This is a genomic window from Pseudomonas sp. AC463, assembly GCF_979253585.1.
Genome location: NZ_CEEDDZ010000032.1, coordinates 1 through 24,606 on the forward strand (window position 1 = coordinate 1; position 24,606 = coordinate 24,606).

24 protein-coding genes are annotated in these 24,606 nt (G+C 61.1%); 12 read left to right on the forward strand and 12 right to left on the reverse strand.

Translation table 11 applies throughout. From position 1 onward, the window contains the following. Positions 1-175: 175 nt before the first annotated feature. Genes AC0IYH_RS27650 through AC0IYH_RS27660 form a run of 3 tightly spaced genes read right to left on the reverse strand, consistent with a single transcriptional unit; the run spans position 176 to position 2,679 of the window. A complete protein-coding gene (locus AC0IYH_RS27650) occupies positions 176-946 on the reverse strand; it encodes a MetQ/NlpA family ABC transporter substrate-binding protein (protein ID WP_122774310.1) in 771 nt (256 codons plus the stop codon). 51 nt (positions 947-997) lie between these two features. Next, positions 998-1,672: a methionine ABC transporter permease gene (locus AC0IYH_RS27655; RefSeq protein WP_099488106.1), complete on the reverse strand. Its 675-nt coding sequence runs from the start codon at positions 1,670-1,672 to the stop codon at positions 998-1,000. Then, a complete protein-coding gene (locus AC0IYH_RS27660) occupies positions 1,672-2,679 on the reverse strand; it encodes a methionine ABC transporter ATP-binding protein (RefSeq protein ID WP_116627163.1) in 1,008 nt (335 codons plus the stop codon). The genes AC0IYH_RS27655 and AC0IYH_RS27660 overlap by 1 nt, the downstream gene beginning before the upstream one ends. 265 nt (positions 2,680-2,944) lie before the next feature. Between AC0IYH_RS27660 and katE the strand changes: the two genes are divergently transcribed. Further along, positions 2,945-5,086 (forward strand): catalase HPII, encoded by a 2,142-nt coding sequence (gene katE, locus AC0IYH_RS27665; protein ID WP_116627164.1) that lies wholly within the window; start codon positions 2,945-2,947, stop codon positions 5,084-5,086. Positions 5,087-5,151: 65 nt separating this feature from the next. On the opposite strand, the gene AC0IYH_RS27670 is transcribed toward katE, so the two are convergent. From AC0IYH_RS27670 to zur, 4 genes are read right to left on the reverse strand one after another with little or no spacing between them, the layout of a single operon-like run. Continuing rightward, a complete protein-coding gene (locus AC0IYH_RS27670; protein WP_471837217.1) occupies positions 5,152-5,871 on the reverse strand; it encodes a PA5502 family lipoprotein in 720 nt (239 codons plus the stop codon). A 37-nt stretch (positions 5,872-5,908) separates the two neighbouring features. Next, entirely contained in the window at positions 5,909-6,697 is a 789-nt protein-coding gene (gene znuB / locus AC0IYH_RS27675; protein ID WP_057006185.1) for a zinc ABC transporter permease subunit ZnuB, read from the reverse strand. Further along, positions 6,690-7,475 (reverse strand): zinc ABC transporter ATP-binding protein ZnuC, encoded by a 786-nt coding sequence (gene znuC, locus AC0IYH_RS27680; protein ID WP_116627166.1) that lies wholly within the window; start codon positions 7,473-7,475, stop codon positions 6,690-6,692. Before znuC ends, znuB begins: the two co-directional genes overlap by 8 nt. Next, entirely contained in the window at positions 7,475-7,957 is a 483-nt protein-coding gene (zur, locus tag AC0IYH_RS27685) for a zinc uptake transcriptional repressor Zur (protein ID WP_116627167.1), read from the reverse strand. Before zur ends, znuC begins: the two co-directional genes overlap by 1 nt. A gap of 58 nt (positions 7,958-8,015) precedes the next feature. Here zur and AC0IYH_RS27690 point away from each other — a divergent pair, with 58 nt between their 5' ends. Further along, positions 8,016-8,945, forward strand: a complete 930-nt coding sequence (locus AC0IYH_RS27690) for a zinc ABC transporter substrate-binding protein (protein WP_471837220.1) — start codon at positions 8,016-8,018, stop codon at positions 8,943-8,945. Between the two features lie 124 nt (positions 8,946-9,069). Here AC0IYH_RS27690 and AC0IYH_RS27695 read toward each other — a convergent pair whose 3' ends face one another. Beyond that, on the reverse strand, positions 9,070-10,023 hold the full coding sequence (locus tag AC0IYH_RS27695) for a homoserine kinase (RefSeq protein ID WP_122774304.1): 954 nt from the start codon (positions 10,021-10,023) through the stop codon (positions 9,070-9,072). Between the two features lie 56 nt (positions 10,024-10,079). Next, a complete protein-coding gene (locus AC0IYH_RS27700) occupies positions 10,080-10,370 on the reverse strand; it encodes a DUF2782 domain-containing protein (RefSeq protein ID WP_101265162.1) in 291 nt (96 codons plus the stop codon). A gap of 74 nt (positions 10,371-10,444) precedes the next feature. Between AC0IYH_RS27700 and polA the strand changes: the two genes are divergently transcribed. Then, the gene (polA, locus tag AC0IYH_RS27705) at positions 10,445-13,222 is read left to right on the forward strand and encodes a DNA polymerase I (RefSeq protein ID WP_471837223.1); all 2,778 of its coding nucleotides are present in this window, start codon (positions 10,445-10,447) and stop codon (positions 13,220-13,222) included. 270 nt (positions 13,223-13,492) lie between these two features. Here the strand turns inward: polA and yihA are convergent, their stop codons facing one another. Then, complete coding sequence (gene yihA / locus AC0IYH_RS27710; RefSeq protein ID WP_042943980.1) at positions 13,493-14,134, reverse strand: ribosome biogenesis GTP-binding protein YihA/YsxC; 642 nt, start codon at positions 14,132-14,134, stop codon at positions 13,493-13,495. Between the two features lie 204 nt (positions 14,135-14,338). Here yihA and AC0IYH_RS27715 point away from each other — a divergent pair, with 204 nt between their 5' ends. From AC0IYH_RS27715 to AC0IYH_RS27740, 6 genes are all read left to right on the forward strand, one after another. Beyond that, positions 14,339-14,548 carry a cytochrome gene (locus AC0IYH_RS27715; RefSeq protein WP_471837225.1) on the forward strand — a complete coding sequence of 70 codons (210 nt, stop codon included), beginning with the start codon at positions 14,339-14,341 and terminating at the stop codon, positions 14,546-14,548. A gap of 33 nt (positions 14,549-14,581) precedes the next feature. After that, a complete protein-coding gene (locus AC0IYH_RS27720) occupies positions 14,582-15,193 on the forward strand; it encodes a c-type cytochrome (protein ID WP_017734687.1) in 612 nt (203 codons plus the stop codon). Positions 15,194-15,362: 169 nt separating this feature from the next. Next, positions 15,363-15,998, forward strand: coding sequence for a thiol:disulfide interchange protein DsbA (gene dsbA / locus AC0IYH_RS27725; protein WP_116627171.1), 636 nt, complete (start codon positions 15,363-15,365; stop codon positions 15,996-15,998). Positions 15,999-16,008: 10 nt separating this feature from the next. Further along, complete coding sequence (locus tag AC0IYH_RS27730) at positions 16,009-16,887, forward strand: endonuclease/exonuclease/phosphatase family protein (protein WP_116627172.1); 879 nt, start codon at positions 16,009-16,011, stop codon at positions 16,885-16,887. Beyond that, positions 16,884-18,947 (forward strand): diguanylate cyclase, encoded by a 2,064-nt coding sequence (locus AC0IYH_RS27735; RefSeq protein WP_471837228.1) that lies wholly within the window; start codon positions 16,884-16,886, stop codon positions 18,945-18,947. The genes AC0IYH_RS27730 and AC0IYH_RS27735 overlap by 4 nt, the downstream gene beginning before the upstream one ends. A gap of 88 nt (positions 18,948-19,035) precedes the next feature. After that, positions 19,036-19,812: an N-acetylmuramoyl-L-alanine amidase gene (locus tag AC0IYH_RS27740; RefSeq protein ID WP_471837230.1), complete on the forward strand. Its 777-nt coding sequence runs from the start codon at positions 19,036-19,038 to the stop codon at positions 19,810-19,812. On the opposite strand, the gene AC0IYH_RS27745 is transcribed toward AC0IYH_RS27740, so the two are convergent. Beyond that, positions 19,809-21,596: an ATP-binding protein gene (locus AC0IYH_RS27745; RefSeq protein WP_116627175.1), complete on the reverse strand. Its 1,788-nt coding sequence runs from the start codon at positions 21,594-21,596 to the stop codon at positions 19,809-19,811. The two genes, AC0IYH_RS27740 and AC0IYH_RS27745, sit on opposite strands and share 4 nt — an antisense overlap. A gap of 10 nt (positions 21,597-21,606) precedes the next feature. Beyond that, positions 21,607-22,953, reverse strand: coding sequence for a sigma-54-dependent response regulator transcription factor AlgB (gene algB, locus AC0IYH_RS27750; RefSeq protein ID WP_116627176.1), 1,347 nt, complete (start codon positions 22,951-22,953; stop codon positions 21,607-21,609). 384 nt (positions 22,954-23,337) lie between these two features. Between algB and AC0IYH_RS27755 the strand changes: the two genes are divergently transcribed. The 3 genes from AC0IYH_RS27755 (at position 23,338) to AC0IYH_RS27765 (ending at position 24,341) form a co-directional block, all read left to right on the forward strand. Then, positions 23,338-23,628 carry a hypothetical protein gene (locus tag AC0IYH_RS27755; RefSeq protein ID WP_116627177.1) on the forward strand — a complete coding sequence of 97 codons (291 nt, stop codon included), beginning with the start codon at positions 23,338-23,340 and terminating at the stop codon, positions 23,626-23,628. 81 nt (positions 23,629-23,709) lie between these two features. Then, positions 23,710-23,874: a DUF1328 domain-containing protein gene (locus tag AC0IYH_RS27760; RefSeq protein WP_003170804.1), complete on the forward strand. Its 165-nt coding sequence runs from the start codon at positions 23,710-23,712 to the stop codon at positions 23,872-23,874. Positions 23,875-23,876: 2 nt separating this feature from the next. Continuing rightward, entirely contained in the window at positions 23,877-24,341 is a 465-nt protein-coding gene (locus AC0IYH_RS27765) for an inhibitor of vertebrate lysozyme family protein (RefSeq protein ID WP_116627178.1), read from the forward strand. Positions 24,342-24,606 lie beyond the last annotated feature (265 nt).

Sequence of the window (24,606 nt, forward strand, 5' to 3'; positions counted from 1 at the left end):
CGTCCAGGCCTCAAATGTGTAAACGATGTCCCCGGTTTCAGATGTAAACGATGTCTACGGTTCTACACCCCGATGGCAGTGGCTCAGTCACCAGATGCAGTGACTGACACTCCGCTATCGGGGGCAAGCCCCCTCCCACATTTTTGATCTCTGGCGTGTCGCAGATCGAGTCAGATCAGAACGCCGGCAGAATCGCGCCTTTGTACTTCTCGAGGATGAACGCTTTCACTTCCGGTGTGTGCAGGGCTGCTACCAGCTTCTTCACTGCGTCCGAATCCTTGTTGTCTTCGCGGGTCACCAGGATGTTCACGTAAGGCGAGTCGTTGCCTTCGATCACCAGGGCGTCCTTGGACGGGTCCAGCTTGGCTTCCAGGGCGTAGTTGGTGTTGATCAGCGCCAGGTCAACCTGGGTCAGCACGCGCGGCAGGGTGGCGGCTTCCAGCTCACGGAACTTCAGGTTTTTCGGGTTGGCGGTGATGTCCTTGATGGTCGACAGGATGTTGGTCGGGTCCTTCAGGGTGATCAGGTTGTGCTTGGCCAGCAGCAGCAGCGCACGGCCGCCGTTGGTGGCGTCGTTAGGGATCACCACGTTGGCGCCGCTTGGCAGCTCGTCCAGCTTCTTGTACTTGCTGGAGTAAGCGCCCAGGGGTTCCAGGTGCACCGCGCCGACGCTCACCAGGTGAGTGCCCTTGGCTTTGTTGAACTCATCCAGGTACGGCTGGTGCTGGAAGAAGTTGGCGTCCAGGCGTTTTTCAGCCACTTGTACGTTGGGCTGCACGTAGTCGGTGAAGACTTTGACCTGCAGGTCCACGCCTTCTTTGGCGAGTGCAGGCTTCACGAATTCGAGGATTTCCGCGTGCGGCACCGGCGACGCGGCAACCGTGATGGTTTCGGCGTGGGCGGAAAACGCGGCAACGGCGGCGAAAGCAACCAGTAGTTTTTTCATCCAACAAGCTCCTTGTTCGGGCATGGGCCGGCGTGTGGCCGGCCATGGCCGTTATTTTCGAGAAAAGTGCACCACCAGCTTGTCGCCGACGGTTTGCAGAATTTGCACCAGGATCAACAGCATCACCACGGTGACCACCATCACATCGGTCTGGAAGCGCTGGTAACCGAAACGGATCGCCAGGTCACCCAAGCCACCGGCACCCACCACACCGGCCATGGCCGTGTAGGAAACCAGTGTAATCGCCGTCACCGTAATCGCCGCGAAAATGCCAGGGCGGGCTTCGGGCAACAGCGCGTTGGTAATGATCTGACGCGTGCTGGCGCCCATGGACTGGGTGGCTTCGATGATGCCGCGGTCCACTTCACGCAAGGCGGTTTCCACCAGGCGCGCAAAGAACGGTGTTGCACCCACAACCAGTGGCGGGATCGCGCCGGCCACCCCCAGCGACGTGCCGGTGATGAGTACGGTGAACGGGATCATCACAATCAACAGGATGATGAACGGCAGCGAACGCAGGATGTTCACGATCAGCGACAGCAGCGCGTACAGGCCCTTCTGTTCAAACAGTTGACGCGGGCTGGTCAAAAACAGCAGCACGCCCAGCGGCAGGCCCAGCACCACGGTGAAGAACAGCGAACCGAACAGCATGGTCATGGTGTCGCCGGTGGCCAGCCAGATTTCGGACCAGTCGATATTGGCGAAGAAACTCAACAGGACTTCCATTAGCGCAGGACCTCCATGTGGACGTCAGCGGCGGTGAAGCGCGCAAACGCGGCTTCCATGTCGCCGCCGGTGACGGCGAGGGTCAGTTGCCCGTAGGGGATGTCTTTGATGCGGTCGATACGACCGGCAAGGATGCTGTAGTCCACACCCGTTTCACGGGCGACGGTACCCAGCAGCGGCGCGTAGGTCGCTTCGCCCTGGAACGTCAGACGCACGATGCGGCCCGGTACGTGGGCGAAGTCATCACGCTGTTCGCCTTCGTCGACTTGCTCGGATTCCTGCACAAAACGCTTGGTGGTCGGGTGCTTGGGGTGCAGGAACACCTCGGCCACCGAACCTTGCTCGACGATCACGCCGGCATCCATCACGGCCACCTGGTCGCAGACGCGGCGGATCACGTCCATTTCATGGGTGATGAGCACGATGGTCAGCTTCAACTCGCGGTTGATCTCGGCCAGCAGCTGCAGCACCGAGGCGGTGGTTTGCGGGTCGAGGGCGCTGGTGGCTTCGTCGCACAGCAGGATTTTTGGCTTGGTCGCCAAGGCGCGGGCGATGCCGACGCGCTGTTTCTGGCCACCGGACAACTGCGCCGGGTACTTCTTGGCGTGGTCCGACAGGCCGACACGGGCGAGCAATTCAGCCACGCGTTGGTCGATTTCCTTGCGCGACAGTTCGCCGGCCAGGGTCAGCGGCAGCGCCACGTTGTCGGCGACGGTCTTGGACGCCAGCAGATTGAAGTGCTGGAAAATCATCCCGACCTGCTGACGGAAACGGCGCAGGCCGTTGGCGTCCAGCGCGGTGACTTCCTCACCGTCGACATTGATCTGACCGCCGCTTGGCTGTTCCAGGCGATTGATCAGACGCAGCAGAGTACTTTTTCCCGCACCGGAGTGGCCGATCAGGCCAAACACCTGGCCGTTCTCGACGCGCAGGCTGGTGGGGTGCAGCGCGGGGATTTCCTTACCGGCGACGCGGTAGGTTTTATGGACGTTATGAAACTCGATCACGTAGCGAACCTTGTGGGGCGCATGGAAAAGGGATCAGCGGTTAGCCGGGCGCGCATTTTAGCCTGTCCGTATAGCGTTTCTTAGCATTTATTTCGCATTCATCCAGCGATTTGGCAATAACGCGATCAAAGGTCATAAAAAAGGAACGGCCCAAAACCCCATCAGTCACTACTTAAGCAACTCGATTTCCCAGGTGCCGTGCCTGGGGTTTTGCTCAAGCGAGCCGGGGACCGCTCTGGCCACTTTGAATAAGGAGTTTTGACTGATGAGTACCAAGAAGCCAGCGACCCCGCCTAAGAGTGAACTCGCGGGCACCGATACCCTGGACCGTGGCAACACCAACGCCAAGCTTCAGGATCTGGAAGCTTTCCGCTCCGACGCTACCGGCCAGGCCCTGCGTACCAACCAGGGCGTAAAAATTTCCGACAACCAGAACAGCTTGAAGGTGGGCGCTCGCGGCCCCTCGCTGCTCGAAGATTTCATCATGCGTGAAAAAATCACGCATTTTGACCATGAGCGAATCCCCGAGCGCATCGTGCATGCCCGCGGCACTGGCGCCCATGGTTACTTTCAGTCTTATGAAAACCATTCCGAGCTGACCAAGGCCGGCTTCCTACGCGACCCTGGGCACAAAACCCCGGTATTCCTGCGTTTTTCCACCGTGCAGGGCCCACGCGGCTCCGGCGATACCGTGCGTGATGTGCGCGGTTTTGCCGTGAAGTTTTTCACCGAGGAAGGCAACTTCGACCTGGTGGGCAACAACATGCCGGTGTTTTTCATTCAGGATGCGATCAAGTTTCCCGACTTTGTCCACGCGGTAAAACCTGAACCGCACAACGAGATTCCTACCGGTGGCTCGGCCCACGATACGTTCTGGGATTTTGTCTCGCTGCAGCCGGAGTCGGCACACATGGTGATCTGGGCCATGTCTGACCGCGCGATTCCAAAAAGCCTACGGTCGATGCAGGGTTTTGGCGTGCACACCTTCCGGTTCATCAATGCGAAGGGCGTGTCCAATTTCGTCAAATTCCACTGGCGCCCTACGGTCGGCACCTGCTCCCTGGTGTGGGACGAAGCGCAAAAGCTTGCCGGTAAAGATACCGACTACCATCGTCGTGACTTGTGGGAGTCCATCGAGAGCGGCGACTACCCTGAGTGGGAATTGGGCGTACAGGTGATCCCGGAAGACAAGGAACATGCCTTTGACTTCGACATCCTCGACCCCACCAAGCTGATCCCCGAAGAGCTGGTGCCGATCACGCCGCTGGGCAAGATGGTGCTCAACCGCAACCCGGACAACTTCTTTGCGGAGGTCGAGCAGGTGGCGTTTTGCCCGGGCCATATCGTGCCGGGTATCGACTTCTCCAATGACCCGCTGCTGCAAGGTCGGCTGTTTTCCTACACCGATACGCAGATCAGCCGACTGGGTGGGCCGAATTTTCATGAGTTGCCGATCAACCGGCCGGTGGCGCCGTTTCATAACGGCCAGCGCGATGCGATGCACCGCATCACTGTCGATAAAGGCCGCGCGGCCTACGAGCCGAATTCCATTGATGGCGGCTGGCCCAAAGAAACCCCGCCGGCGGCCCAGGATGGCGGCTTCGAGTCGTATCACGAACGCATCGACGCCCATAAGGTGCGCGAGCGCAGTGAGTCGTTCGGTGATCACTTCTCCCAGGCGCGCCTGTTCTTCCGCAGCATGAGCAAGCATGAGCAAGAGCACATCATCGCGGCCTACAGTTTTGAGCTTGGCAAGGTGGAGCGTGAATTCATTCGCGCGCGCCAGGTAAACGAGATCCTGGCCAACATCGATCTGGAGCTGGCCAAACGTGTGGCGCAGAACCTGGGCTTGCCGGTGCCGAAGAAAGGCACGGTGCCGGAGCGCGAGTCTTCGCTGTCGCGTTCCCCGGCCTTGAGCCAGGCCAACCTGCTGTCGGGCGATATCAAGACGCGCAAGGTGGCGATCCTCGCGGCCAATGGTGTGGATGGGGCGGCGATTGCGGCGTTGAAGAAGGCCCTGGAGGCCGAAGGCGCGCATGCCAAGTTGCTGGGGCCGACGTCTGCACCGGTGACCACGGCCGATGGCAAGAGCCTGGCGGTGGATGCATCGATGGAAGGTTTGCCGTCGGTGGCGTTCGACGCGGTGTTTATCCCTGGCGGGAAAGAGTCCGTGAAGGCACTGAGCGGTGACGGCGTGGCGCTGCATTACGTGTTGGAGGCGTACAAGCACCTCAAGGCGATTGCGGTGGCCAGTGAGGTGAAACCGTTGCTGGATCAGCTCAAGCTTGAGGCGGATGCGGGGTTGATCGTGGGGACGGATGCGAAGGCGTTCAAGGCGTTTTTTGCGGCGATTGCCCAGCATCGGGTTTGGGATCGGGAGGCGAAGGCCAAGGCGATTCCGGCTTAAGTCATTTGCTGTTTGTTAAACCGCTATCGGGGGCAAGTCGAATCGTCGACTTGCCCCCGATGCTTTTAGTCCGCCTTGCGCGGAATTAAAACAACCTGCGCCGGAATATGTTTCAAAATCTGCCGGTGAATCTTCAGGTCATACCCCGAATCAATTCGCTTCACCCGTTTGGTCAGCAACGTGGCCAGCCACGGGTAATCCTCGGTGCGCGGGGCCTGGATGCTCACGTCGCACTGGTAATTCACCACGTCGGTGGCGATCGCATCCAGCTGATGGCGCAGTTCCTCGATATCCGTGAGGTTCAGCGCCACGGTGGTGCTGGGCGCGGACGGGTCGATAACCTTGGCGGCGGGCTTGGCTTCAGCGGCTTTCAGCGCGGCCTCGGCTTGATCCAGCTCGGCTTTGCGCGCATGGCTGATGGCGCTGTTGACGCCGCCGGTGAGCGCCGGGGCCTTGGGCATCAGCGCGCGGGCGCGGCTCAGGGCGGTGGCGGCGGCGTTGACGTCGCCTTTTTGCAACACGATCTGGCTGCGCTGCAGGTAGGCTTCGGCCAGCTGGCGCTGGTACGGCTCCAGCGTCGGGTCGTTGGGCGACTGGGCTTGCAACGCGGCAAGCTGGTCCTCGGCGGTGGCCAGTTCACTGCTGGCCAGGTTTTGTTCCAGCTGCGCGATGGCCGCAGCGCGTGCGTCCGGGGCCTCGGGGGCGGCGGGCGGTGTGCTTTGACAGGCGCCCAGCAGCAGGGAAAATGCGGCAAGGAGCAGATAACGGGAGTTGAACGGCTTCATTCCTGCGACTCTCTATTTGCGCAAAAAGCGAGCAAGTCTACACCCCTCGACGGGGCAGGACAAAACTCAGCAGAAACAGGGCGGCCGCCGTGACCACAATCGACGGCCCGGCCGGCGTGTCCTTGAACCAGGACAACGCCAGGCCCCCGCACACTGCGAGCATCCCCAGCAGGCTGGCGCCAATGGCCATTTGCTCCGGTGAGCGGGCATGGCGCTGGGCGGCGGCGGCGGGAATGATCAGCAGCGACGTGATCAACAATACGCCGACAATCTTCATCGCAACAGCGATCACTACCGCGATCAACAGCATCAGTGCCATGCGCAGGGCCGGCACCGGCAGGCCTTCGACCGTGGCCAGCTCTTCGTGCACGGTGATTGCCAGCAGCGGGCGCCACAGGGTCACCAGCAACACCAGCACGGCCGCGCTGCCGCCGAGGATCCAGGCCAGGTCAGTCGGGCTGATCGCCAGCAGGTCGCCGAACAGGTAGGCCATCAGGTCGATGCGCACTTCATGCATGAAGCTCAGCACCACCAGGCCCAGGGACAAGGTGCTCGGCGCGAGGATGCCCAGCAGCGTGTCGGAAGCCAGCGGCTGGCGCTGTTGCAGGGTCACCAGTAGCACCGCGAGCAGCAGGCAGCCGACGGTCACGGCGATGGTCGGGCTCACATCCAGCAGAAAGCCCATGGCCACGCCGAGCAGCGCGGCGTGGGACAAGGTGTCGCCAAAATAGGCCATGCGCCGCCAGACCACGAACGAGCCCAATGGGCCCGCCACCAGTGCCAAAGCCAAGCCTGCCAGCAGGGCGTAGAGCAGAAAATCAGCCATGCTTGCAGCTATCTCCATGGACGTGGGTATGGGGAGCGGAAGGGTCGTCGACCACCGCGCCGTGCAAATCATGGGCGTGGTCGTGATGGTGGTGGTAAACCGCCAGGCTCTGCGCGTTCTTGCCGAACAGCTCGACAAACGCCGGGTCGCCGCTGACCTGTTCCGGGTGGCCGGAGCAGCACACGTGGCGGTTGAGGCACACCACCTGGTCGGTGGTACTCATCACCAAGTGCAGGTCGTGGGAGACCATCAGCACGCCGCAGCCATGGCGGTCGCGCAGGCGCGTGATCAGGCTGTACAGCTCGGCCTGGCCGGCCACGTCAACGCCTTGCACCGGTTCATCCAGCACCAGCAGCTCGGGCTCGCGCAACAGGGCCCTGGCCAGCAGCACACGCTGCATTTCGCCGCCGGAGATGCTCTGTACCGGGCTGTCGATCACCTGTTCGGCGCCCACTTCCTTGAGCGCAGCCTGAGCGCGGGCGCGGTCTACACCGGGCACCAGGCGCAGGAAGCGCAGTACGGACAAGGGCAGCGTCGGGTCCACATGCAATTTTTGCGGCATGTACCCGACACGCAGCTTGGGCTTGCGCCACACGCTGCCGGTGTCGGGCTTGAGCAGGCCGAGGACTGCGCGCACCAGGGTAGTCTTGCCGGCGCCGTTGGGGCCGATCAGGGTGACGATCTGGCCCGGCTCCACGCTCAGCGCGATGTTATCCAGCACGTTTTGCCCGGCGAACGTGACCCCGACCTGTTCCAGGCGGATTAACGCGTTGCTCATCAAGCCCCCTGGCAGCCCGAGCACAGGCCGACCACTTCGACCGTTTGCCCTTCGACCGTGAAGCCGACGTCGGCAGCGCTTTTGATAATCGCGTCGCTGATGCTTTTTTGTTCAAGCTCGATGGCGGCGTGGCAGTCGCGGCAGATCAGGAACTGGCCCTGATGCGCGTGCTCCGGGTGGTTGCAGCCGACGAAGGCATTGAGCGAGGCGATGCGGTGTACCAGGCCGTTTTCCAGCAGGAAATCCAGCGCGCGGTACACGGTAGGCGGCGCGGCGCGGCGGCCGTCCTGCTCGCTGAGTACGCCAAGGATGTCGTAGGCGCCCAGCGGCTTGTGGCTCTGCCACACCAGTTCCAGCACGCGGCGGCGCAGGGCAGTCAGGCGCAAGCCCTTCTGCGCACACAGGGTGTCGGCCTCGGACAGCGCGGTATGCACGCAGTGAGAGTGGTCGTGGGGACGGCTGGCAAGCGGTGTTTTAGGCATGAGCGGCGACAGACATTTGATAGAGACGTTATTATGTTACCCGTTCCTACGTCATTGAGTGGTCATCGTGTCCCGACTTTTTCCCGTTTTTGTCGTATTTGTCACCAGTTTGTTCATCGCTGGCGCCGCTCAGGCTGAGGTCAAGGTGCTGACGAGCATCAAACCGTTGCAGCTGATTGCCGCCGCTGTGCAGGACGGTGTGGCTGTTCCAGAGGTGTTGTTGCCGCCGGGCGCGTCGCCGCATAACTATGCGTTGCGCCCATCCGACGTACGGCGCGTGCAGTCGGTGGACCTGCTGTATTGGATTGGCCCGGACATGGAAAGCTTCCTGCCGCGCGTGCTCAAGGGGCGGAGGTTGCCAACGGTGGCGGTGCAGGACCTTCCCGGCATGAAACTGCGTCGTTTCGCCGAAGATAGCCACTCCCACGCCGACGATGCCGACGAGCATGATCACGATCACCGCCCAGGCAGCCTGGATGCGCATTTGTGGTTGTCGACGGTCAACGCCCGCGTGATCGCTGCGCGCATGGCCGCTGACCTCAGCGCCGCCGACCCGGTGAATGCCGAGCGTTATCAGAGCAACGTGAAAGCCTTCGATGAACGTTTGGATGCGCTGGATGCACGCCTGAAAAAACGCATGGCGGGGATTGGCGACAAGCCTTACTTCGTGTTCCACGAAGCCTTTGATTACTTCGAAGACACCTACGGCCTCAAGCACGCCGGGGTGTTCAGTGTGGCCGCGGAAGTGCAACCAGGCGCCCAGCATGTAGCGGCGATGCGCACGCGTTTGCAGGAAGTGGGCAAGACTTGTGTGTTCAGTGAACCACCTTTGCGTCCGCGTCTGGCTGAAACCCTGGTGGCTGGGTTGCCGGTGAAATTGGCAGAGCTGGATGCACTGGGCGGCTACACCCCGGCCACGGCGCAGGGTTACGAGCAGGTGCTGGATAAGTTGGGGAATGACCTGGCCGGGTGCCTGGAGTCGCTCTAAGCCTAAACAAAGATCAAATGTGGGAGGGGGCTTGCCCCCGATAGCGGTGTGTCAGCCACAGGTGTACTTACTGACAGACTGCCATCGGGGGCAAGCCCCCTCCCACATGTTTACCCAGCAGTTTTTAGAGCGCGAACGGCAGGTGGACCGTGGCCTGCTGGCGTTGCGCCAGGCGCTGCTCAAACTCCGCCGGGTCATGAATCAACACATCCTGCCCGGCAAACGACTCGGCTGCGATCAGGCGTGACAACCAAAACCGCACACACGCCACGCGCAACATGGTCGGCCACAGCTCAGCTTCCTTCGCGGTAAACGGCCGCAACCCTGCGTAGGCACCCAGCAGCGCACGGGCGCGTTGCCCATCAATCACGCCCTGCGCGTCCGAGCACCAGTCGTTCAAGGCGATTGCCACGTCGTACAGCATCGGGCCGGAGCAGGCGTTATAGAAGTCGATCAGGCCAGTCAGGTGCGTGCCTTCGAACATCGCGTTGTCGCGGAACAGGTCGGCATGCACATTGGCGCGTGGCAGGGCGAGGATATCGGCCTTGTGGGCTTCGATCTCGGCCAACGCATCCTGAAGCAGGCGCTGCTGGGCGTGGTTGAGGTGCGAAATCAGCTGCGCGCCCTCGGTGAGCATCCAGTCCAGCCCGCGATCGGTCTTGCGCTCCAGCACTTTCTCGCCTTGAGTGGCCAGGTGCAGGTGGCCGAGCAGGTCGCCAACCTGGGCGCAATGTTGCGCGTTGGCGTCCTTGATGTGCTTGCCGGCCAGGCGCGGTTGCAGCAGCGCCGGCTTGCCTTTGAGCTCGCGCAAAGCCACGCCGTCGGTGGTGCGCAGGGCGTAAGGCACCGGCAGGTCGGCGTCGTGGAGCACGTCGAGTAGTTCGATGAAAAACGGCATTTCGGCGACGGGGCCGCGCTCAACCAGGGTCAGGACGAATTCGCCCTGTTCCAGGCTGATAAAGAAATTGGTGTTTTCGCTGCCGGCAGCAATCCCCTGGAAATCAAGCAGGCGGCCGAGCCCGTAAGGGGCGAGAAAGGTTTCCAGCTCGGGCCGAGCCAGGGGGGTGAACACAGACATGGTTAAAACTGCCAGTACGGGCGCCGCGGTACACGGCGCCAATTTAAGTTAAGAAATCATTTCCATTCGAAGATCTTCCATGACGGGATCAGCATATCCGGCTGGTCAGAGCGGATGAAGTTCGCATCGGTTCCGTCCGCGCGCACCAGGAAATACGGCGGTGCACCCTTGGGGGTGACCTTGATTGCATACAGGAAACCGTTTTGGCGGTATTCCTGGATAGTTTTGTCGCCTTCCGTGCGAATGGTCACTTCCGGGTCGCCTGAAGGCGCGCTGTCGGCCGCCATGGCAGCCATCGGAGCGAGTGCAATCAGGCCAGTCAACAGCAGGCGATTGAATGTACGCATGATAACCTTGTCCCTTTGTTTTCATTGGTCCGGCTATTCTAGCGCCTGACCCGCCGAAAAGGTTGATCCTGCTCATGAGCCAAGCGCCCCTCGTCCTGGTGGACGGTTCGTCTTACCTGTACCGCGCCTTCCACGCGCTGCCACCGCTGACCACCTCCAAAGGCCTGCCGACCGGTGCGGTCAAGGGCGTGTTGAACATGCTCAAAAGCCTGCGCAAGCAGTACCCGGACAGCCCGTTTGCCGTGGTATTCGACGCCAAGGGTGGGACCTTTCGCGATGACATGTACGCCGAATACAAGGCCAACCGCCCAAGCATGCCCGATGACATGCGCGTGCAGATCGAGCCGCTGCACCAGAGCGTGATCGCCCTGGGCTTCCCGTTGCTGTGCGTCGAAGGCGTCGAGGCCGATGACGTGATCGGCACTCTGGCCCGCAGCAGCGCGGCCGCCGACCGCCCGGTGGTGATTTCTACCGGTGACAAGGACATGGCGCAGCTGGTCGACGGGCACATTACCTTGGTCAACACCATGACCGGTAGCGCGATGGACATTGAGGGCGTAAAGGAGAAATTTGGCGTCGCTCCCGAGCAGATCATCGACTATCTGGCGTTGATGGGCGATTCGTCCGACAACATTCCGGGCGTTCCGGGCATTGGTCCGAAGACCGCTTCCGGTTTGCTGGTGGGCGTGAATGGCGGCCTCAAAGAGCTGTATGAGCAGTTGGATATCGTGCCAACCCTGCCGATTCGCGGCGCCAAGACGCTGCCGGCCAAGCTTGAAGAACATAAGGAAATGGCGTTCCTGTCCTACCAATTGGCGACGATCAAAATCGATGTGCCATTGGACATTGGCCTGGACGACCTGCACCTGATCGAGCCGGACCGCGAAAAGCTGCTGGAGCTGTACACGCTGCTGGAGTTCAAGAGCTGGATCGATGAGATTCAGCGGGATGCCAAGCGTGTCGAACTCAAGGCGGCGCCGGTTGTTGATGAAGTCGTTGAGGTTGCGGCGTCGGTGGAAGCGTCCTACACCACGATCCTTGATCAGGCGACATTCGACGCCTGGTTGAAGAAGCTCAGCGACGCGAAGCTGTTCGCGTTCGACACCGAAACCACCGGCATCGATGCGCAGCAGGCGCAGTTGGTCGGGGTTTCCTTCGCTGTGCAGCCCCATGAAGCGGCCTACATCCCGCTGACCCATTCCTACATCGGCGCGCCGCAGCAGTTGGACCGCGACACCGTATTGCTGGCGTTGAAGCCGCTGCTCGAAGACCCGGCCAAGCTCAAGGTGGGCCAGCACGCCAAGTTCGACATGAACATCCTGGCCAATTGCGCCATCGGTGGCGACCCGGCCAATGGCATCACCGTACGCGGCATCGCGTTCGACACGATGCTGGAGTCCTACGTGTTGAACTCCACGGCGACCCGCCATGACATGGACAGCCTGGCCAAGAAGTACCTGGACTACGACACCGTCAGCTTCCAGGACATCGCCGGCAAAGGCGCCAAGCAGCTGACCTTCGACCAGATCCCGCTCGAACAGGCCGGGCCCTATGCGGCGGAAGATGCCGACGTGACCCTGCGCCTGCATCAGGCCTTGTTTGCGCAGCTTGCAGCCATCCCGAGCCTGGCCAGTGTGCTGACAGACATCGAGATCCCGTTGGTGCCGGTGCTGGCGCGTATCGAACGCCAGGGCGCTTTGGTGGATGCGCAGTTGCTTGGCGTGCAGAGCATCGAGCTGGGCAACAAGATGGTCGAGCTGGAACGCCAGGCCTTCGAAATCGCCGGTGAGGAATTCAACCTGGGTTCGCCCAAGCAACTCGGCGCGATCCTCTACGAAAAACTCGGCTTGCCGGTATTGAAGAAGACGGGCAAAGGCCAGGCGTCGACCGCCGAAGAAGTATTGGCCAAGCTGGCCGAAGATGATTACCCGCTGCCCAAGGTGCTGATGCAGTACCGCAGCATGAGCAAGCTCAAAAGCACCTACACCGACCGCCTGCCGGAGCAGATCAACCCGCGCACCGGGCGTGTTCATACCTCCTATCATCAGGCGGTGGCGGCGACCGGGCGCTTGTCGTCCAGTGATCCGAACCTGCAGAACATTCCGGTGCGCACTGCCGAAGGTCGGCGGATTCGTCAGGCCTTCGTGGCGCCCAAGGGCTACAAATTGCTGGCGGCGGACTATTCGCAGATCGAGCTGCGGATCATGGCGCACTTGTCCAAGGACGAGGGGCTGATGAATGCCTTCCGCAACGACCTCGACGTACACACCGCCACGGCGGCTGAAGTGTTCAAGGTTGAGTTGGCTGAGGTGACGTCCAATCAGCGCCGCAGCGCCAAGGCGATCAACTTTGGCCTGATCTACGGCATGGGCGCGCAAAAGCTCGGCAAGGACATTGGCGTCGATACCAAGACTGCCAAGGCTTATATCGACGTGTACTTCGCCCGCTACCCTGGCGTGCGTGAGTACATGGAGCGCACCCGTGGCCAAGCGGCGGACCAGGGTTATGTCGAAACCTTCTTCGGTCGCCGCCTGTATTTGCCGGATATCAACTCCAACAAACCCCAGGAGCGCGCGGCTGCAGAACGCACCGCGATCAACGCGCCGATGCAAGGCACGGCGGCGGATATCATCAAGAAGGCCATGGTGCGGGTGGATAACTGGCTGACCGAGTCGGGCCTGGATGCCAAGGTCATCTTGCAGGTGCACGATGAACTGGTGCTTGAGGTGCGTGAGGATCTGATTGAGGTCGTCAGCGAGAAGATTCGCGAGCACATGAGTGCGGCCGCTGAGCTGGATGTGCCCCTGGTGGTGGACGTGGGCGTGGGCGATAACTGGGACGAAGCGCACTGATTACGGGGCCTTTGCCATCACCTTGCGTGGTGGCAGAGTGCTTTAGTGCGGAAATTGCCGTGAGTTATTTCCAATAGTTTTTTTAGCGTGCCGGAACTTAACCCGTGAAGTGCTACTCAGAGTTACTGAATGGGTGGTGAAGCCCTTCAATGCTCCTATGTTGTGTTAAGTGTTGGCAGATATCTGGACCCCGCCCTAGCGGTCCGGAACTTGAACCCCGAACTTCCCCTCCCCATAAGAAGTCCGGGGTTTTTTTTGCCCGCAGAAAAGTTACTCGGCGATTTCCGCGCCCTTGTCCGCCAATTCCATCCAGCCCGCCAGTACGGTGTAAGCGTCTTCCAGGCCCATGCGCTTGGGCGCCGAGAACAGCTGGATGGTGATTGCATCGCCCCAACCCTTACGGATTTCAGACTGCACCTTGAGCAGGGTGTTCTTGGCTGCGCCGTAGGTGAGCTTGTCGGCCTTGGTCAGCAGGATATGCATGGGCATGCCGCTGGCGACGGCCCAGTCGAGCATCAACAGGTCGAAGTCGGTCATCGGATGGCGGATGTCCATCATCAGAATCAAACCCTTCAAACTCTCGCGGCCACCCAGGTAAGCCTCCAGGTGACGCTGCCAGTGGAGCTTCAACGGGATAGGTACTTTTGCATAACCGTAGCCCGGCAGGTCGACCAGACGCCGATCATCGTCTAGCTTGAAGAAATTGAGCAGTTGCGTGCGGCCCGGGGTTTTCGAGGTGCGCGCCAGGCTGGCGTGGGTCAGGGTGTTCAGCGCGCTGGACTTACCGGCGTTGGAACGGCCGGCAAAGGCGACTTCAAAGCCTTCGTCATCGGGGCATTGGTCAACTTTGGCGGCGCTGAGCATGAAGGTGGACTGTTGGCACAGGCCGAGGATGGGATTCTTGAGTTGCATGAGATTTCCGATGTGGGCGGTGCCGAGAAAGGGTGCGGCAAGCGGTGTCGTTTCCGTTTCAGTAGCGCCAGTATATAATGCCGCAGATTTTGTGTGTGCTTTGTCCCAGCGAAGGATGAAGTTCACGGGAGCGAAAGACCTTTATTGCGCATTAGAACGCAAAACGCTCTCAAACCCTGAAAAGGTCGATGTATGACCTGAAGGTTGCGCGCTTTTGGTGTCCTGGCCCGGCTTTTCGGCGCTCAGGCTACACAGGATACGGGAGCGCTGTACAACCGAGTTTACGTGGCCACACTGATGCAACACGTGACCCAGGGTTTCAAGGCAATGCCGCCGCGTGGTTTGTGCATGGACTGCAGTACTGAGGATTACCAGGCCATCAACGAGTTGATGGTGAGTAAACCCGGTAGATAACTCTTAAACCCTTAGCCGTAGTTGGATTAGCTGATGAACAAACTGATCGTGAGTCTGCTGTTGACCTTGGGCATCACCGGTGTTGCCCATGCTGCAGGCGACGCTACAGCGGGTCAGGCGAAAGCCGCCGTATGTGGTGCTTGCCACGGACCGGACGGTAACAGCCCGGCACCGAACTTCCCCAAACTGGCGGGCCAGGGTGAACGTTACCTGACCAAGCAGATGCACGACATCAAGGACGGCAAACGCACGGTACTGGAAATGACCGGCTTGCTGACCAACCTCAGCGACCAGGACCTGGCAGACATCGCGGCGTATTTTGCCAGCCAGAAAGGCAGTGTGGGAGCTGCTGATCCGAAACTGGTGGCCCGTGGTGAGAAACTGTTCCGCGGCGGCGACCTGGAAAAAGGTCTGCCTTCCTGCATCGGCTGCCATTCGCCCAATGGCGCGGGCATAGCCGCCGCCGGCTTCCCGCATCTGAGTGGCCAGCACGCGACCTACATCGCCAAGCAGCTGACCGATTTCCGCAAGGAAGAGGCGGGGCGAGCCAACGATGGCGACGCGGCGATCATGCGCACTATCGCCCGCAAGCTGAGTGATGAAGACATTGCGGCGGTCTCCAGTTACATCCAGGGCCTGCACTGAGGTGCAGGCAACGTTAACACTCGATTAATCCCGTGATGCAAGCATAAAAAGGGTGGCTTAGGCCGCCCTTTTTTGTGGCCGGTGCCGTTACACTAACGAACTCATGCCCGCGTAGACCTGTCACACCTAAAGGTCGCGTGAGGCGACTTTATTTGTCCAGGAGTAAAGCATGCGTAATCTGATCCTCAGCGCCGCTCTCGTCACTGCCAGCCTCTTCGGCATGACCGCACAAGCTGCCGACGTGCCGCTTGAAGCCGGTAAAACCTACGTTGAATTGGCCAACCCTGTACCCGTGTCGGTACCCGGCAAGATCGAAGTGGTGGAGCTGTTCTGGTATGGCTGCCCGCATTGCTACGCTTTTGAACCGACTATCAACCCATGGGTTGAGAAACTCCCGTCCGACGTCAACTTCAAGCGCATCCCGGCCATGTTCGGCGGCCCTTGGGATGCCCACGGCCAGCTGTTCCTGACCCTGGAAGCCATGGGCGTGGAGCACAAGGTTCACAACGCGGTATTCGACGCGATCCAAAAACAAGGCAAGCGCCTGACCAAGCCGGACGAAATGGCTGACTTCGTTGCCACCCAGGGTGTCGACAAGGACAAGTTCCTGGCCACCTTCAACTCCTTCGCCATCCAGGGCCAGATCAAACAGGCCAAGGAACTCGCGCAGAAGTATGGTGTGCAAGGCGTACCGACCATGATCGTCAACGGCAAATACCGTTTCGACCTGGGCAGCACCGGTGGTCCTGAAGCGACCCTCAACGTTGCCGACCAGCTGATCGCCAAAGAGCGCGCAGCCAAGTAAGGGGCCCGCCATGCGCCGCTGGGGTACCGAACGCGTCGTTGGCCTGCATGACCCGCAGGTCAACGAACATCACCTGGAATCCACGGGCCTGCCGGCAGACAACCGTCTGCGCCTGCTCAGCTTCAATATCCAGGTGGGCAACAGTACCGAGAAATACCGGCACTACCTCACCCGTGGTTGGCAGCACTTGCTGCCCCACAACGGGCGGGCCGGCAACCTGCAGAAAATCGGCGACCTGTTGAATGACTTCGACCTGGTCGCCCTGCAGGAAGCCGACGGCGGCAGCCTGCGCTCCGGCTATATCAATCAGGTGGAACACCTGGCCCAGCTCGGCGCGTTCCCCTACTGGTACCAGCAGCTCAATCGCAACCTCGGGCGCCTGGCGCAGCACAGCAACGGTGTGCTCAGCCGCTTGAAGCCCTCCGTCATCGAAGATCACCCATTGCCCGGCCCCAAGGGTCGGGGGGCGATCCTCGTACGCTTTGGCGAAGGCCCTGAGGCCTTGGTGGTAGTGATGATGCACCTGGCGCTGGGTGCGCGCACCCGCACCATGCAACTGGCCTATATCCGCGAGCTGATCGGCAATTACAAACACCAGGTGTTGATGGGTGACATGAACACCCATGCCAACGACCTGCTACTGAATTCGCCGTTGCGGGACCTTGGGCTACTGGCGCCGCAAGTCGAAGCCACGTTTCCCAGCTGGCGCCCGCAGCGCTGTCTTGACCATATCCTGCTCAGTCCAACCCTCACGCTGGAAAGTGTGCAGGTGCTGGCGCAGCCCATTTCCGATCACCTGCCGGTCGCGGTAGAGATTCGTCTGCCGGGTTCGCTCACGGCTGATGCATTGCCCGCGTTGAGCCCAGGCCCTCGCGGACCCCTTGCATGAGCGACGACGCCCAGCGCTGGAAAGAAAAATACCTTAAAAGCATCGAGCAACAAGAAAAGCTCGAACGCCGCTGGGCCGCCCGCCTCGACCTGCTGCGCCGAGGGCTGGTGCGCAGCACGCTGGCGGCTGAAGGGACCGACCGCGCGGTCGACCAATGCATGAAGGAAATGCGCGATGTGGTCCGCACGGACGACATGGACGCAGCCCTCGCCGCCTTGCTGCCGCGCCTGGAAAAAGCCGTGCTCGATTCCGAGCAGCGCCGCGAAACCCGGGTAGAGCAGATCAGCACCGCGTTGACCTCGCTGGTAACCCAGCTGCAAAAGCTACCGTTGCCGCGTGAGGTTGCGCGCCCGCTGAAAACCTTTGCCAAGCAACTGGACGGACGCGTCAGTCAGGCCCGTGAGATCCCGCTGCTGCTCAGCGAATTGAGCGGCCTGCAAGGCCAGGCCCTGGATAACCTCGAGCCGGACGGAGAAACCCCGCGCCCTGGACCGGGCTTGTTGCAACGTCTGTTTGGTACCAAGGACGTTGCGAACGAGACGGTAGCTGGTGAGCCTGCATCTGCTGCATCTGCTGCATCTGCTGCACCTGTCGTGCCCAAGCCGGCGGCCGAGCCCCAGGAACCCGAGCAATCCCAGGAACTCACCCAGGCCTTGCGCGCCTTTGCGCCGCAGGCACAGGAGCCGGTTGCGCCGCAGCCCGAGCCCGCAGTGCCAGCCAGGCCTGCAGAGGCCGCCGGCGAGACGTTTGTCTACGAAGCCCCGGCGCAAGCGGCGCCCGTTGAAGTGTCGGTCGCGCCTGTCGAGCCCAAGGTGCCCGAACCTCAGGTAGAGGAGCCTGCTGCCGAAAGCGCCCTCGCCGCCTTTATCGAAACGCCACCGGTTCAGGTCGAAGCGCCCGATGAGACGGTTATCGGCAGTCTGTCGCTCCCGCCGGTGCTGGAAACCGAGGAGTCCGACCCGGACGAGCTGCAATCGGACGGCCCCTACTCCCTGCCGGATTCGCCGGAGCCGTCCTACAGCTCCGTGGCCAAGCACATCGAAGACACCCTGCTCGGCCTGCTGGAAGAGCTGTCCCTGCCCGAGCGCCACCGCCCTCAGGCCGAAGCTATGCGCGAGCGCGTGGCCCATGGCTTGAATTGGTATGAGCTGCTGCCGATCCTCGATGATCTGGCGGTGCTGATGCTGGCGATCACCGACAGCGGCCAGCATGAGTTCGAGGCCTATCTCAAGCAGCTCAACGAACGCCTCGAAGCCTTCCAGGGGCACTTGCAGGTCGCCAGCGACGGCCACGCCGACAGCAGCTCAGCGGCGCGGGAGCTGGACACGCAGATCCGCGAACAGGTCGATGGCCTGCAAAGCAGCGTGCAGGAAGCCGCCGATCTGGACAGCCTCAAGCATGTGCTGGAGAGCCATCTCGAAGGCTTGCTCGGCACCATGGACGAGCACCAGCACCAGCGTGACCAGCGCGAGCAGGAAGTGGCCGCGCGCCTGAAAGGCCTGGCCGAGCGCGTCGCCCATATGGAGCAAGAGGCCCAGGGCTATCGCGAACACCTCGAGGTGCAACGCCAGAAAGCCCTGATCGACCCGCTGACCGGCCTGCCCAATCGCGCGGCCTGGAGCGAGCGCCTCGACCAGGAGGTCAACCTCTGGCACCAGCGCGGCAACAGCCTGTCGCTGGCGATGCTGGACCTGGACCACTTCAAGCGCATCAATGATGGCTACGGCCACCTCGCCGGCGACAAGGTGTTGAAAATCATCGCCAACGTGCTGCGCAAGCGCCTGCGGCCGAACGACTTTATCGCGCGCTTTGGTGGTGAAGAATTTGTGCTGTTGATGCCCAACTCATCCCTGACGGAGGCCCTGGCGGCGGGCGACGCGCTGCGCACGGCGATTGAAGCGTGCCCGTTTCACTTCAAGGGTGAGCCGGTGACGATCACGGTTTCCATGGGCGTGGCGCAGTTCCAGCCTGGCGAGCGCAGTGACTTGGCGCTTAAGCGCGCAGATGCGGCGTTATATCGGGCCAAGGCCGCAGGGCGCAACCAGGTGCAGGCGGCGTAAAAAATGTTCCATTTTGTAATTTGACCGCCGGGGTCGAAACGGTACGTTACACTGTTGCATTATCGTCTTCAGCGTAATGCCTTCTGCCATGAAATCCTTGTACTTCGCCTTTGTGTTTCTTCTTCTCGCGGGCTGCGCCAGTGGCCCGCGCCTGGACACCAGCCATCCTTCGGTCAATTACGATAACCGGGTGCAGTTTGTCGTCGTCCATTACACCTCGACCAACCTGGAACGCTCCCTGGCGCTGCTCACCCATGGCCAGGTCAGCAGTCATTACCTGATTGGCGACGACGCCTCGGGCACCATCTACAAGCTGGTCGATGAGAGCAAGCGCGCCTGGCACGCCGGGGAAAGCGAATGGATGGGACGTACCTGGCTCAACTCCAGCTCCATTGGTATCGAGATTGTTAACCCCGGCTACAAGGACACACCGACCGGCCGCCTGTGGTATCCGTACTCGGAGGCGCAGGTGAAATCCCTGGTGGTATTGCTCAAGGACATCAGCAAGCGCAATGGCATCGACCCCAAGAACATCATTGGCCACAGCGACATCGCGCCGTTGCGCAAGCTCGACCCGGGCCCGTTGTTCCCTTGGAAGCGCCTGGCCGACGAAGGTTTGGGCGTGTGGCCGGACGCCCAGGCGGTCGCGCGTCTCCAGGTGCAATACGCCGCCGAGCTGCCGAGCATTACCTGGTTCCAGGAAGAGCTGGCGCACCTGGGTTACCAGACACCGCAGACCGGAGAGTTGGATGTGGCGACGCGGCACGTGCTTGCGGCGTTCCAGATGCATTTCCGGGCGTCACTATTTGATGGCACGCCGGATGCGGAAAGTGCCGCGATCCTGCGGGCGTTGAACCGCCGCTAAAGCGGCAACGCCATGTAGAACTGAGTGCCCTGCCCGGGTCGCGAATACACGCCCATGCGGCCGCCGTGCAATTGCACGATCTCCTTGCACAGCGCCAGCCCCAGGCCGGCCCCGCCTTTCTTGCGCCCCACTTGCACGAAGGGTTCGAAGATTCGCCCCTGCTGCCCGTAGGCGATGCCTTCGCCGTTGTCCTCGACGCTGATAATCACCCGTTCGCCATGGCGACGCGCCTGCAGGCGAATCTGCCCGCCGTCGGCGGTATGACGCAGGGCGTTGCCCAGCAGGTTGTCGAGCACCCGTTCCAATTGCGCCTGGTCGGCGTACAGCCGCGGCAGGTCGGATTGTGCTTCTACCAGCAACTCGATGTTTTGCGCGTTGGCCGGTTCCACGAAGCGCGCCCGCGCATGTTCGAGCAGATCGGTGACGTCGCACGGCCCCAGGGTCAGTTTCTGTAGGCCGTTCTGGTAACGCGAGAAATTGAGCAGGTCGTTGATCAACTGCATCAGCCGCTGCATTTCTTCATTCACGGTGTCCAGCAGGTCGGCTTCACGGGATTCGGCGGGAAACTTCGCACGCTCGCGGAACAATCCGAATGCCATATGCATACCGGTGACCGGTGTGCGCAGCTCATGGGAGGCGCGCAACACGAACTCGCTGCGTACCCGCTCGAAGGCGCGTTGTTCGGTCACGTCATGCAACACCATCACTGCACCAAGAATATGCCCCTGGGTATGGCTTACGGGCGTCAAGCTGTAGGTCAGCAGGCGCAGTTCACCTTCGACTTCCACTTCCAGATCGTCCGGCGCCCGCTCCAGGTTGCCGCCACGCAGCACCAGTTGCAGCTGTTCATCCAGCTCGGGGCGCACCAGCGCCTCACCCAGGCCTTGGCCCAGGCGTTCTTCGTCCCAGCCCAGCTGGCGCTGCGCGACGGGGTTGAGGTGCTCCAGGCGACCCTGGCGGTCGATCATCAGCAGGCCGTCATCGATGCTGTCGAGCACGGCTTGCAGGCGTTGCTGACCGGCCAGCAACTCATCAACGTTGGTTGCCTGATGTTGGCGCACGGCCTCGGCCATCAGGCCGAAGCGGCGGGTCAGCAGGTTCATCTCCGCCGCCGAAGAAATCGGCAGCGTCACCTCGAAATCGCCCTGGCCGATCTTGTCCGCTGCTTTGGCCAGCGCTTCGATCGGCCCGCCGAAACGCCGGGCGATGCCATGAGCCGTAACAAAGCCGATGATCAACACCGCAAGGCCTACCAGCCCCAGCAGGCCGGCGATCAGCAGCGCGCGTTCGCGGGACTTGTGTTCGCTGTTGCTGATGTTCTCAAGTGCCTGCTTATGCTCGCTGATCAGGCCATTGCGCAGCACATTGAAAGTGTCGGTAAGTTTTTCCTTGGTGCCAGGTGGCGGCACCGTCAGTTGGGACTCGTCGAACGCCTCCAGCAGGTTCTGGTATTGACCGCGGGCCTCGCTGAACCCTGTGCCATGCCCGTCGCTCTGTTCATGAGCGATGCCTTGGTCCAACAGCTCGAAATAGCGTTGCTTCGAGGCTTGCAACGCCTCGGGGTCCGGGCGCTCCTCCAGCATCATGATCAACTGGTCGCCCAGGCTCTGACGCAGTTTGAGGCCCAGGTCCAGGGTGATGAAGTTGCTGCGAATCAGGGACTCCTGGGTCTTGGCCATCTGCATGACGCTCACCAGGCCCAGGATCAAACCCAGCAGGGCGACGGTGATCAGCGCTGAGATACTCAGGAACAGACGAGTGCGCAGTTTCATCGCTAACTTCATAGGGTGCAGCTCACAGGTTGTACTGTTTGCGTTTGCGATACAGGGTCGACGCGTCGATGCCAAGCGTGCGAGCCGCCTGGTCCAGGGTATCGCTGGTGGCCAGCACGGCGCCGATATGGGCTTTTTCCAGCTCGTCCAGGCTCAGTGCTGCGCCGATCCGCGGCGCGTTGTTGGTCGGCTGCTCGGCCATGCCCAGGTGGCTGATTTCGACTTTTTCCTGGGGGCAGATAATGCTCGCGCGTTCCACCACGTTACGCAGCTCGCGAATATTGCCCGGCCAGCGATAGTTCAGCAGCGCTTCGCGGGCGTCATCGCTGAAACCCCGCGCCGGCCGCGCGTATTCCTTGACGAAGCGCGCCAGGAAGCGGTCGGCCAGGGTCAGGATGTCTTCGCTGCGCTCGCGCAGGGGCGGCAGGTGCAAGGTGATCACGTTCAGGCGGTAGAGCAGGTCTTCACGGAAGCGGCCGTCGCGCACCATGTCTTCCAGGTTCAGGTTGGTGGCCGCCAGGATGCGTACATCGGCGCGGCGGGTGACGGGGTCGCCCACGCGCTCGTATTCCTTGTCCTGGATAAACCGCAGCAACTTTGGCTGCAGTGTGAGGGGAAAATCGCCGATCTCGTCGAGAAACAGCGTGCCGCCGTCGGCCTGGTTGACGCGGCCCAAAGTGCTCTCACTGGCGCCGGTAAACGCACCACGGCTATGACCGAACAGTTCGCTTTCCATCAGTTCTGCAGTCAGCGACGGGCAGTTGATGGTGACGCACGACTTCTTCGACCGCTTGCTCCAACCGTGAATAGCCCGGGCCAGCTCGCCTTTACCGGTGCCGGACTCGCCCAGGATCAGGATGTTGGCGTCGGTATTGGCCACTTGGCGCGCGGTTTCCAGCACCACCATCATCGACGGGCTGTGGGAGTCGAGGCCGTCCTTGGGTTGGCGAACCGCGCCTTCCAAGGCTTCCAGGCGCGCGGAGAGTTGGCGCACTTCCAGCTGCTTGGCGGTGGCCAGGCGCAGTTGGTCGGGGCTGCAGGGTTTTACCAGGTAGTCGGCGGCGCCGGCCTGGATGGCATCCACGGCGGTGTCCACAGCCGAATGAGCGGTCACTATGACCACGCGCATCCAGGGTGCCTGAATGCGCATCTGGGCCAATACCACCAGGCCATCGTCTTCGCCCAGGCGCAGGTCGAGGAAGCACAGGTCGAACACTTGGCGCTGCATCAGCGCGTCGGCCTGTGCGGCGCTGTTGGCGGTGGCGACGGTGTAGCCTTCATCTTCCAGGCAATAACGGAAGGTGCGCAGAATTGCGGATTCGTCATCCACTAAGAGAATGCGGCCTTGAAGTTCCTTGGCTGATTCCATCTGTCCCGCGCTCCTTAACTGTAACTGTGAGTGATCTTTGCTTAGTCCCGGAATAATCGGGCAAGTTGCATGGTTTATTCTGATCGATAAAAGGCAGCGTCGTGCAGGTATCTGTATGCCGTCCTGCAAAGCCCTACCTGATGGCGTTTTCATGCCGTCTTGCCACTTCGGCAACGCCATCTTCGCTTTGTATCCATTGACCCGACCACTGACCATCGTGCATTTCGCACGGCGTGTAGGGGGGCATCGTGCAGGATGCTAGACGGTTCGCCTAACGCATATCTATAAGCTACTGATTTTATTGAGTTTTATTTTGTAAAAAAGCTGGCATGCGCTCTGCAATAGTTCTCCCAACGAATAATCAGAATGCGGGAGACAAGCAGCATGACTCGCCAAAGCCTCAACCAACTGTGTGTATCGCCACTGCGCCTCCAGCAAGGTCTGTTTGCCAGCCTGGCGTTGATGGTCACGTTGATTGGCGGCCAACAGTTGCAGCATTGGCAGCAGGGTCAGCAGCAAGTCCCGCAATTTGAACGTCCGGCAATCACGCAAACCCATTTCAGCTCGATTCAGAGCCGGGCTGTAACTGCCGACGTAACCGCACCGCAATTGCGAGTGGCCGACCAGGATTCGACGCTGGGCGAGCTGCCAACCCAGGAACGTTGGGTGTTCTAGGCAACAAAAGCGGTCGCTTGTATCGAGCGTCCGTACGGCACTACCGCTGTTACCTCTTATAGAAGCGTAAGGAGAATCACCATGTTGAGTTGGGCAATCACATTTCTGATCATCGCCATTGTGGCTGCAGTCCTGGGCTTCGGTGGTATCGCGGGCACCGCCACGGGTATCGCCAAGATTCTGTTTGTGGTCTTCCTGGTGATGTTCATTGCGTCGTTCTTCTTTGGTCGTCGCGGCCGAGGCTGAACATGACCACTTCCTTTAAAGCCATTGTTGCCGCCCTGCTCTTGGGCGGCAGCGGCCTGGCGATGGCCGCCAATGACGGCCAATCGCGGGCCAACGAATTGCTCAGCGCGGACCCGCAGTACCGCGAAACCTGGCAAGGCGTGGTGAAGAAAGAAGAGCGCCTGCCGGAATGGGTGATGAACCTGTCCGGCACGGCCGAACAAATGAATGCCGTGGAAGAAGATGGCGACAAGTACCTGGTGGGGCCGCTCTGTGAAACCGCAGACACGTGCCTGAACAAGCGCCTGATCGTCGCCTTCAGCCTCGACAAGGAAGATGCCTACGCCATGTTGGTGGAAGTGCCGGCCGGTTTACCGTCTGACAAGTCCCCTACGCGACACGCCGATTACCGCTTTATCGGTAAGCCGGATGAAGGCATGCAGAAGCTGCTGATGGAGCAGCTGAAGAAAGATCCGAATTGGTACTAGGTTCTGTACGGCGCGTCTGTCGTCTACAGGGCCAGCGTACATAGGAAGAAGCCCCTCGCTTCTTCCTGTCTGTACCGCTCGCAGAGGGCGGTGCATGACCAGGGGGCCGGGTTGCTCTGATCAATCGGGATCGGCGTGACCTACGGGTACAGGGAGTGCCTGCGCAAGGGCCGGGTCAGGCGAAAAGCTGCGACGCAGGTTCACAAGCCTTCGAGCTTGCTGAACTTGCGACGGGCTTATGTTGCTCATCCCGCCTCTCATCTCC

What these genes read in the sequence shown, in the direction of transcription:
- AC0IYH_RS27650 (WP_122774310.1), bottom strand. Translation starts at nt 946, where the DNA reads ATGAAAAAACTACTGGTTGCTTTCGCCGCCGTTGCCGCGTTTTCCGCC.
- AC0IYH_RS27655 (WP_099488106.1), bottom strand. Translation starts at nt 1,672, where the DNA reads ATGGAAGTCCTGTTGAGTTTCTTCGCCAATATCGACTGGTCCGAAATC.
- katE (WP_116627164.1), top strand. Translation starts at nt 2,945, where the DNA reads ATGAGTACCAAGAAGCCAGCGACCCCGCCTAAGAGTGAACTCGCGGGC.
- AC0IYH_RS27670 (WP_471837217.1), bottom strand. Translation starts at nt 5,871, where the DNA reads ATGAAGCCGTTCAACTCCCGTTATCTGCTCCTTGCCGCATTTTCCCTG.
- znuB (WP_057006185.1), bottom strand. Translation starts at nt 6,697, where the DNA reads ATGGCTGATTTTCTGCTCTACGCCCTGCTGGCAGGCTTGGCTTTGGCA.
- znuC (WP_116627166.1), bottom strand. Translation starts at nt 7,475, where the DNA reads ATGAGCAACGCGTTAATCCGCCTGGAACAGGTCGGGGTCACGTTCGCC.
- zur (WP_116627167.1), bottom strand. Translation starts at nt 7,957, where the DNA reads ATGCCTAAAACACCGCTTGCCAGCCGTCCCCACGACCACTCTCACTGC.
- AC0IYH_RS27695 (WP_122774304.1), bottom strand. Translation starts at nt 10,023, where the DNA reads ATGTCTGTGTTCACCCCCCTGGCTCGGCCCGAGCTGGAAACCTTTCTC.
- AC0IYH_RS27700 (WP_101265162.1), bottom strand. Translation starts at nt 10,370, where the DNA reads ATGCGTACATTCAATCGCCTGCTGTTGACTGGCCTGATTGCACTCGCT.
- polA (WP_471837223.1), top strand. Translation starts at nt 10,445, where the DNA reads ATGAGCCAAGCGCCCCTCGTCCTGGTGGACGGTTCGTCTTACCTGTAC.
- yihA (WP_042943980.1), bottom strand. Translation starts at nt 14,134, where the DNA reads ATGCAACTCAAGAATCCCATCCTCGGCCTGTGCCAACAGTCCACCTTC.
- AC0IYH_RS27720 (WP_017734687.1), top strand. Translation starts at nt 14,582, where the DNA reads ATGAACAAACTGATCGTGAGTCTGCTGTTGACCTTGGGCATCACCGGT.
- dsbA (WP_116627171.1), top strand. Translation starts at nt 15,363, where the DNA reads ATGCGTAATCTGATCCTCAGCGCCGCTCTCGTCACTGCCAGCCTCTTC.
- AC0IYH_RS27730 (WP_116627172.1), top strand. Translation starts at nt 16,009, where the DNA reads ATGCGCCGCTGGGGTACCGAACGCGTCGTTGGCCTGCATGACCCGCAG.
- AC0IYH_RS27735 (WP_471837228.1), top strand. Translation starts at nt 16,884, where the DNA reads ATGAGCGACGACGCCCAGCGCTGGAAAGAAAAATACCTTAAAAGCATC.
- AC0IYH_RS27740 (WP_471837230.1), top strand. Translation starts at nt 19,036, where the DNA reads ATGAAATCCTTGTACTTCGCCTTTGTGTTTCTTCTTCTCGCGGGCTGC.
- AC0IYH_RS27745 (WP_116627175.1), bottom strand. Translation starts at nt 21,596, where the DNA reads ATGAAGTTAGCGATGAAACTGCGCACTCGTCTGTTCCTGAGTATCTCA.
- algB (WP_116627176.1), bottom strand. Translation starts at nt 22,953, where the DNA reads ATGGAATCAGCCAAGGAACTTCAAGGCCGCATTCTCTTAGTGGATGAC.
- AC0IYH_RS27755 (WP_116627177.1), top strand. Translation starts at nt 23,338, where the DNA reads ATGACTCGCCAAAGCCTCAACCAACTGTGTGTATCGCCACTGCGCCTC.
- AC0IYH_RS27760 (WP_003170804.1), top strand. Translation starts at nt 23,710, where the DNA reads ATGTTGAGTTGGGCAATCACATTTCTGATCATCGCCATTGTGGCTGCA.
- AC0IYH_RS27765 (WP_116627178.1), top strand. Translation starts at nt 23,877, where the DNA reads ATGACCACTTCCTTTAAAGCCATTGTTGCCGCCCTGCTCTTGGGCGGC.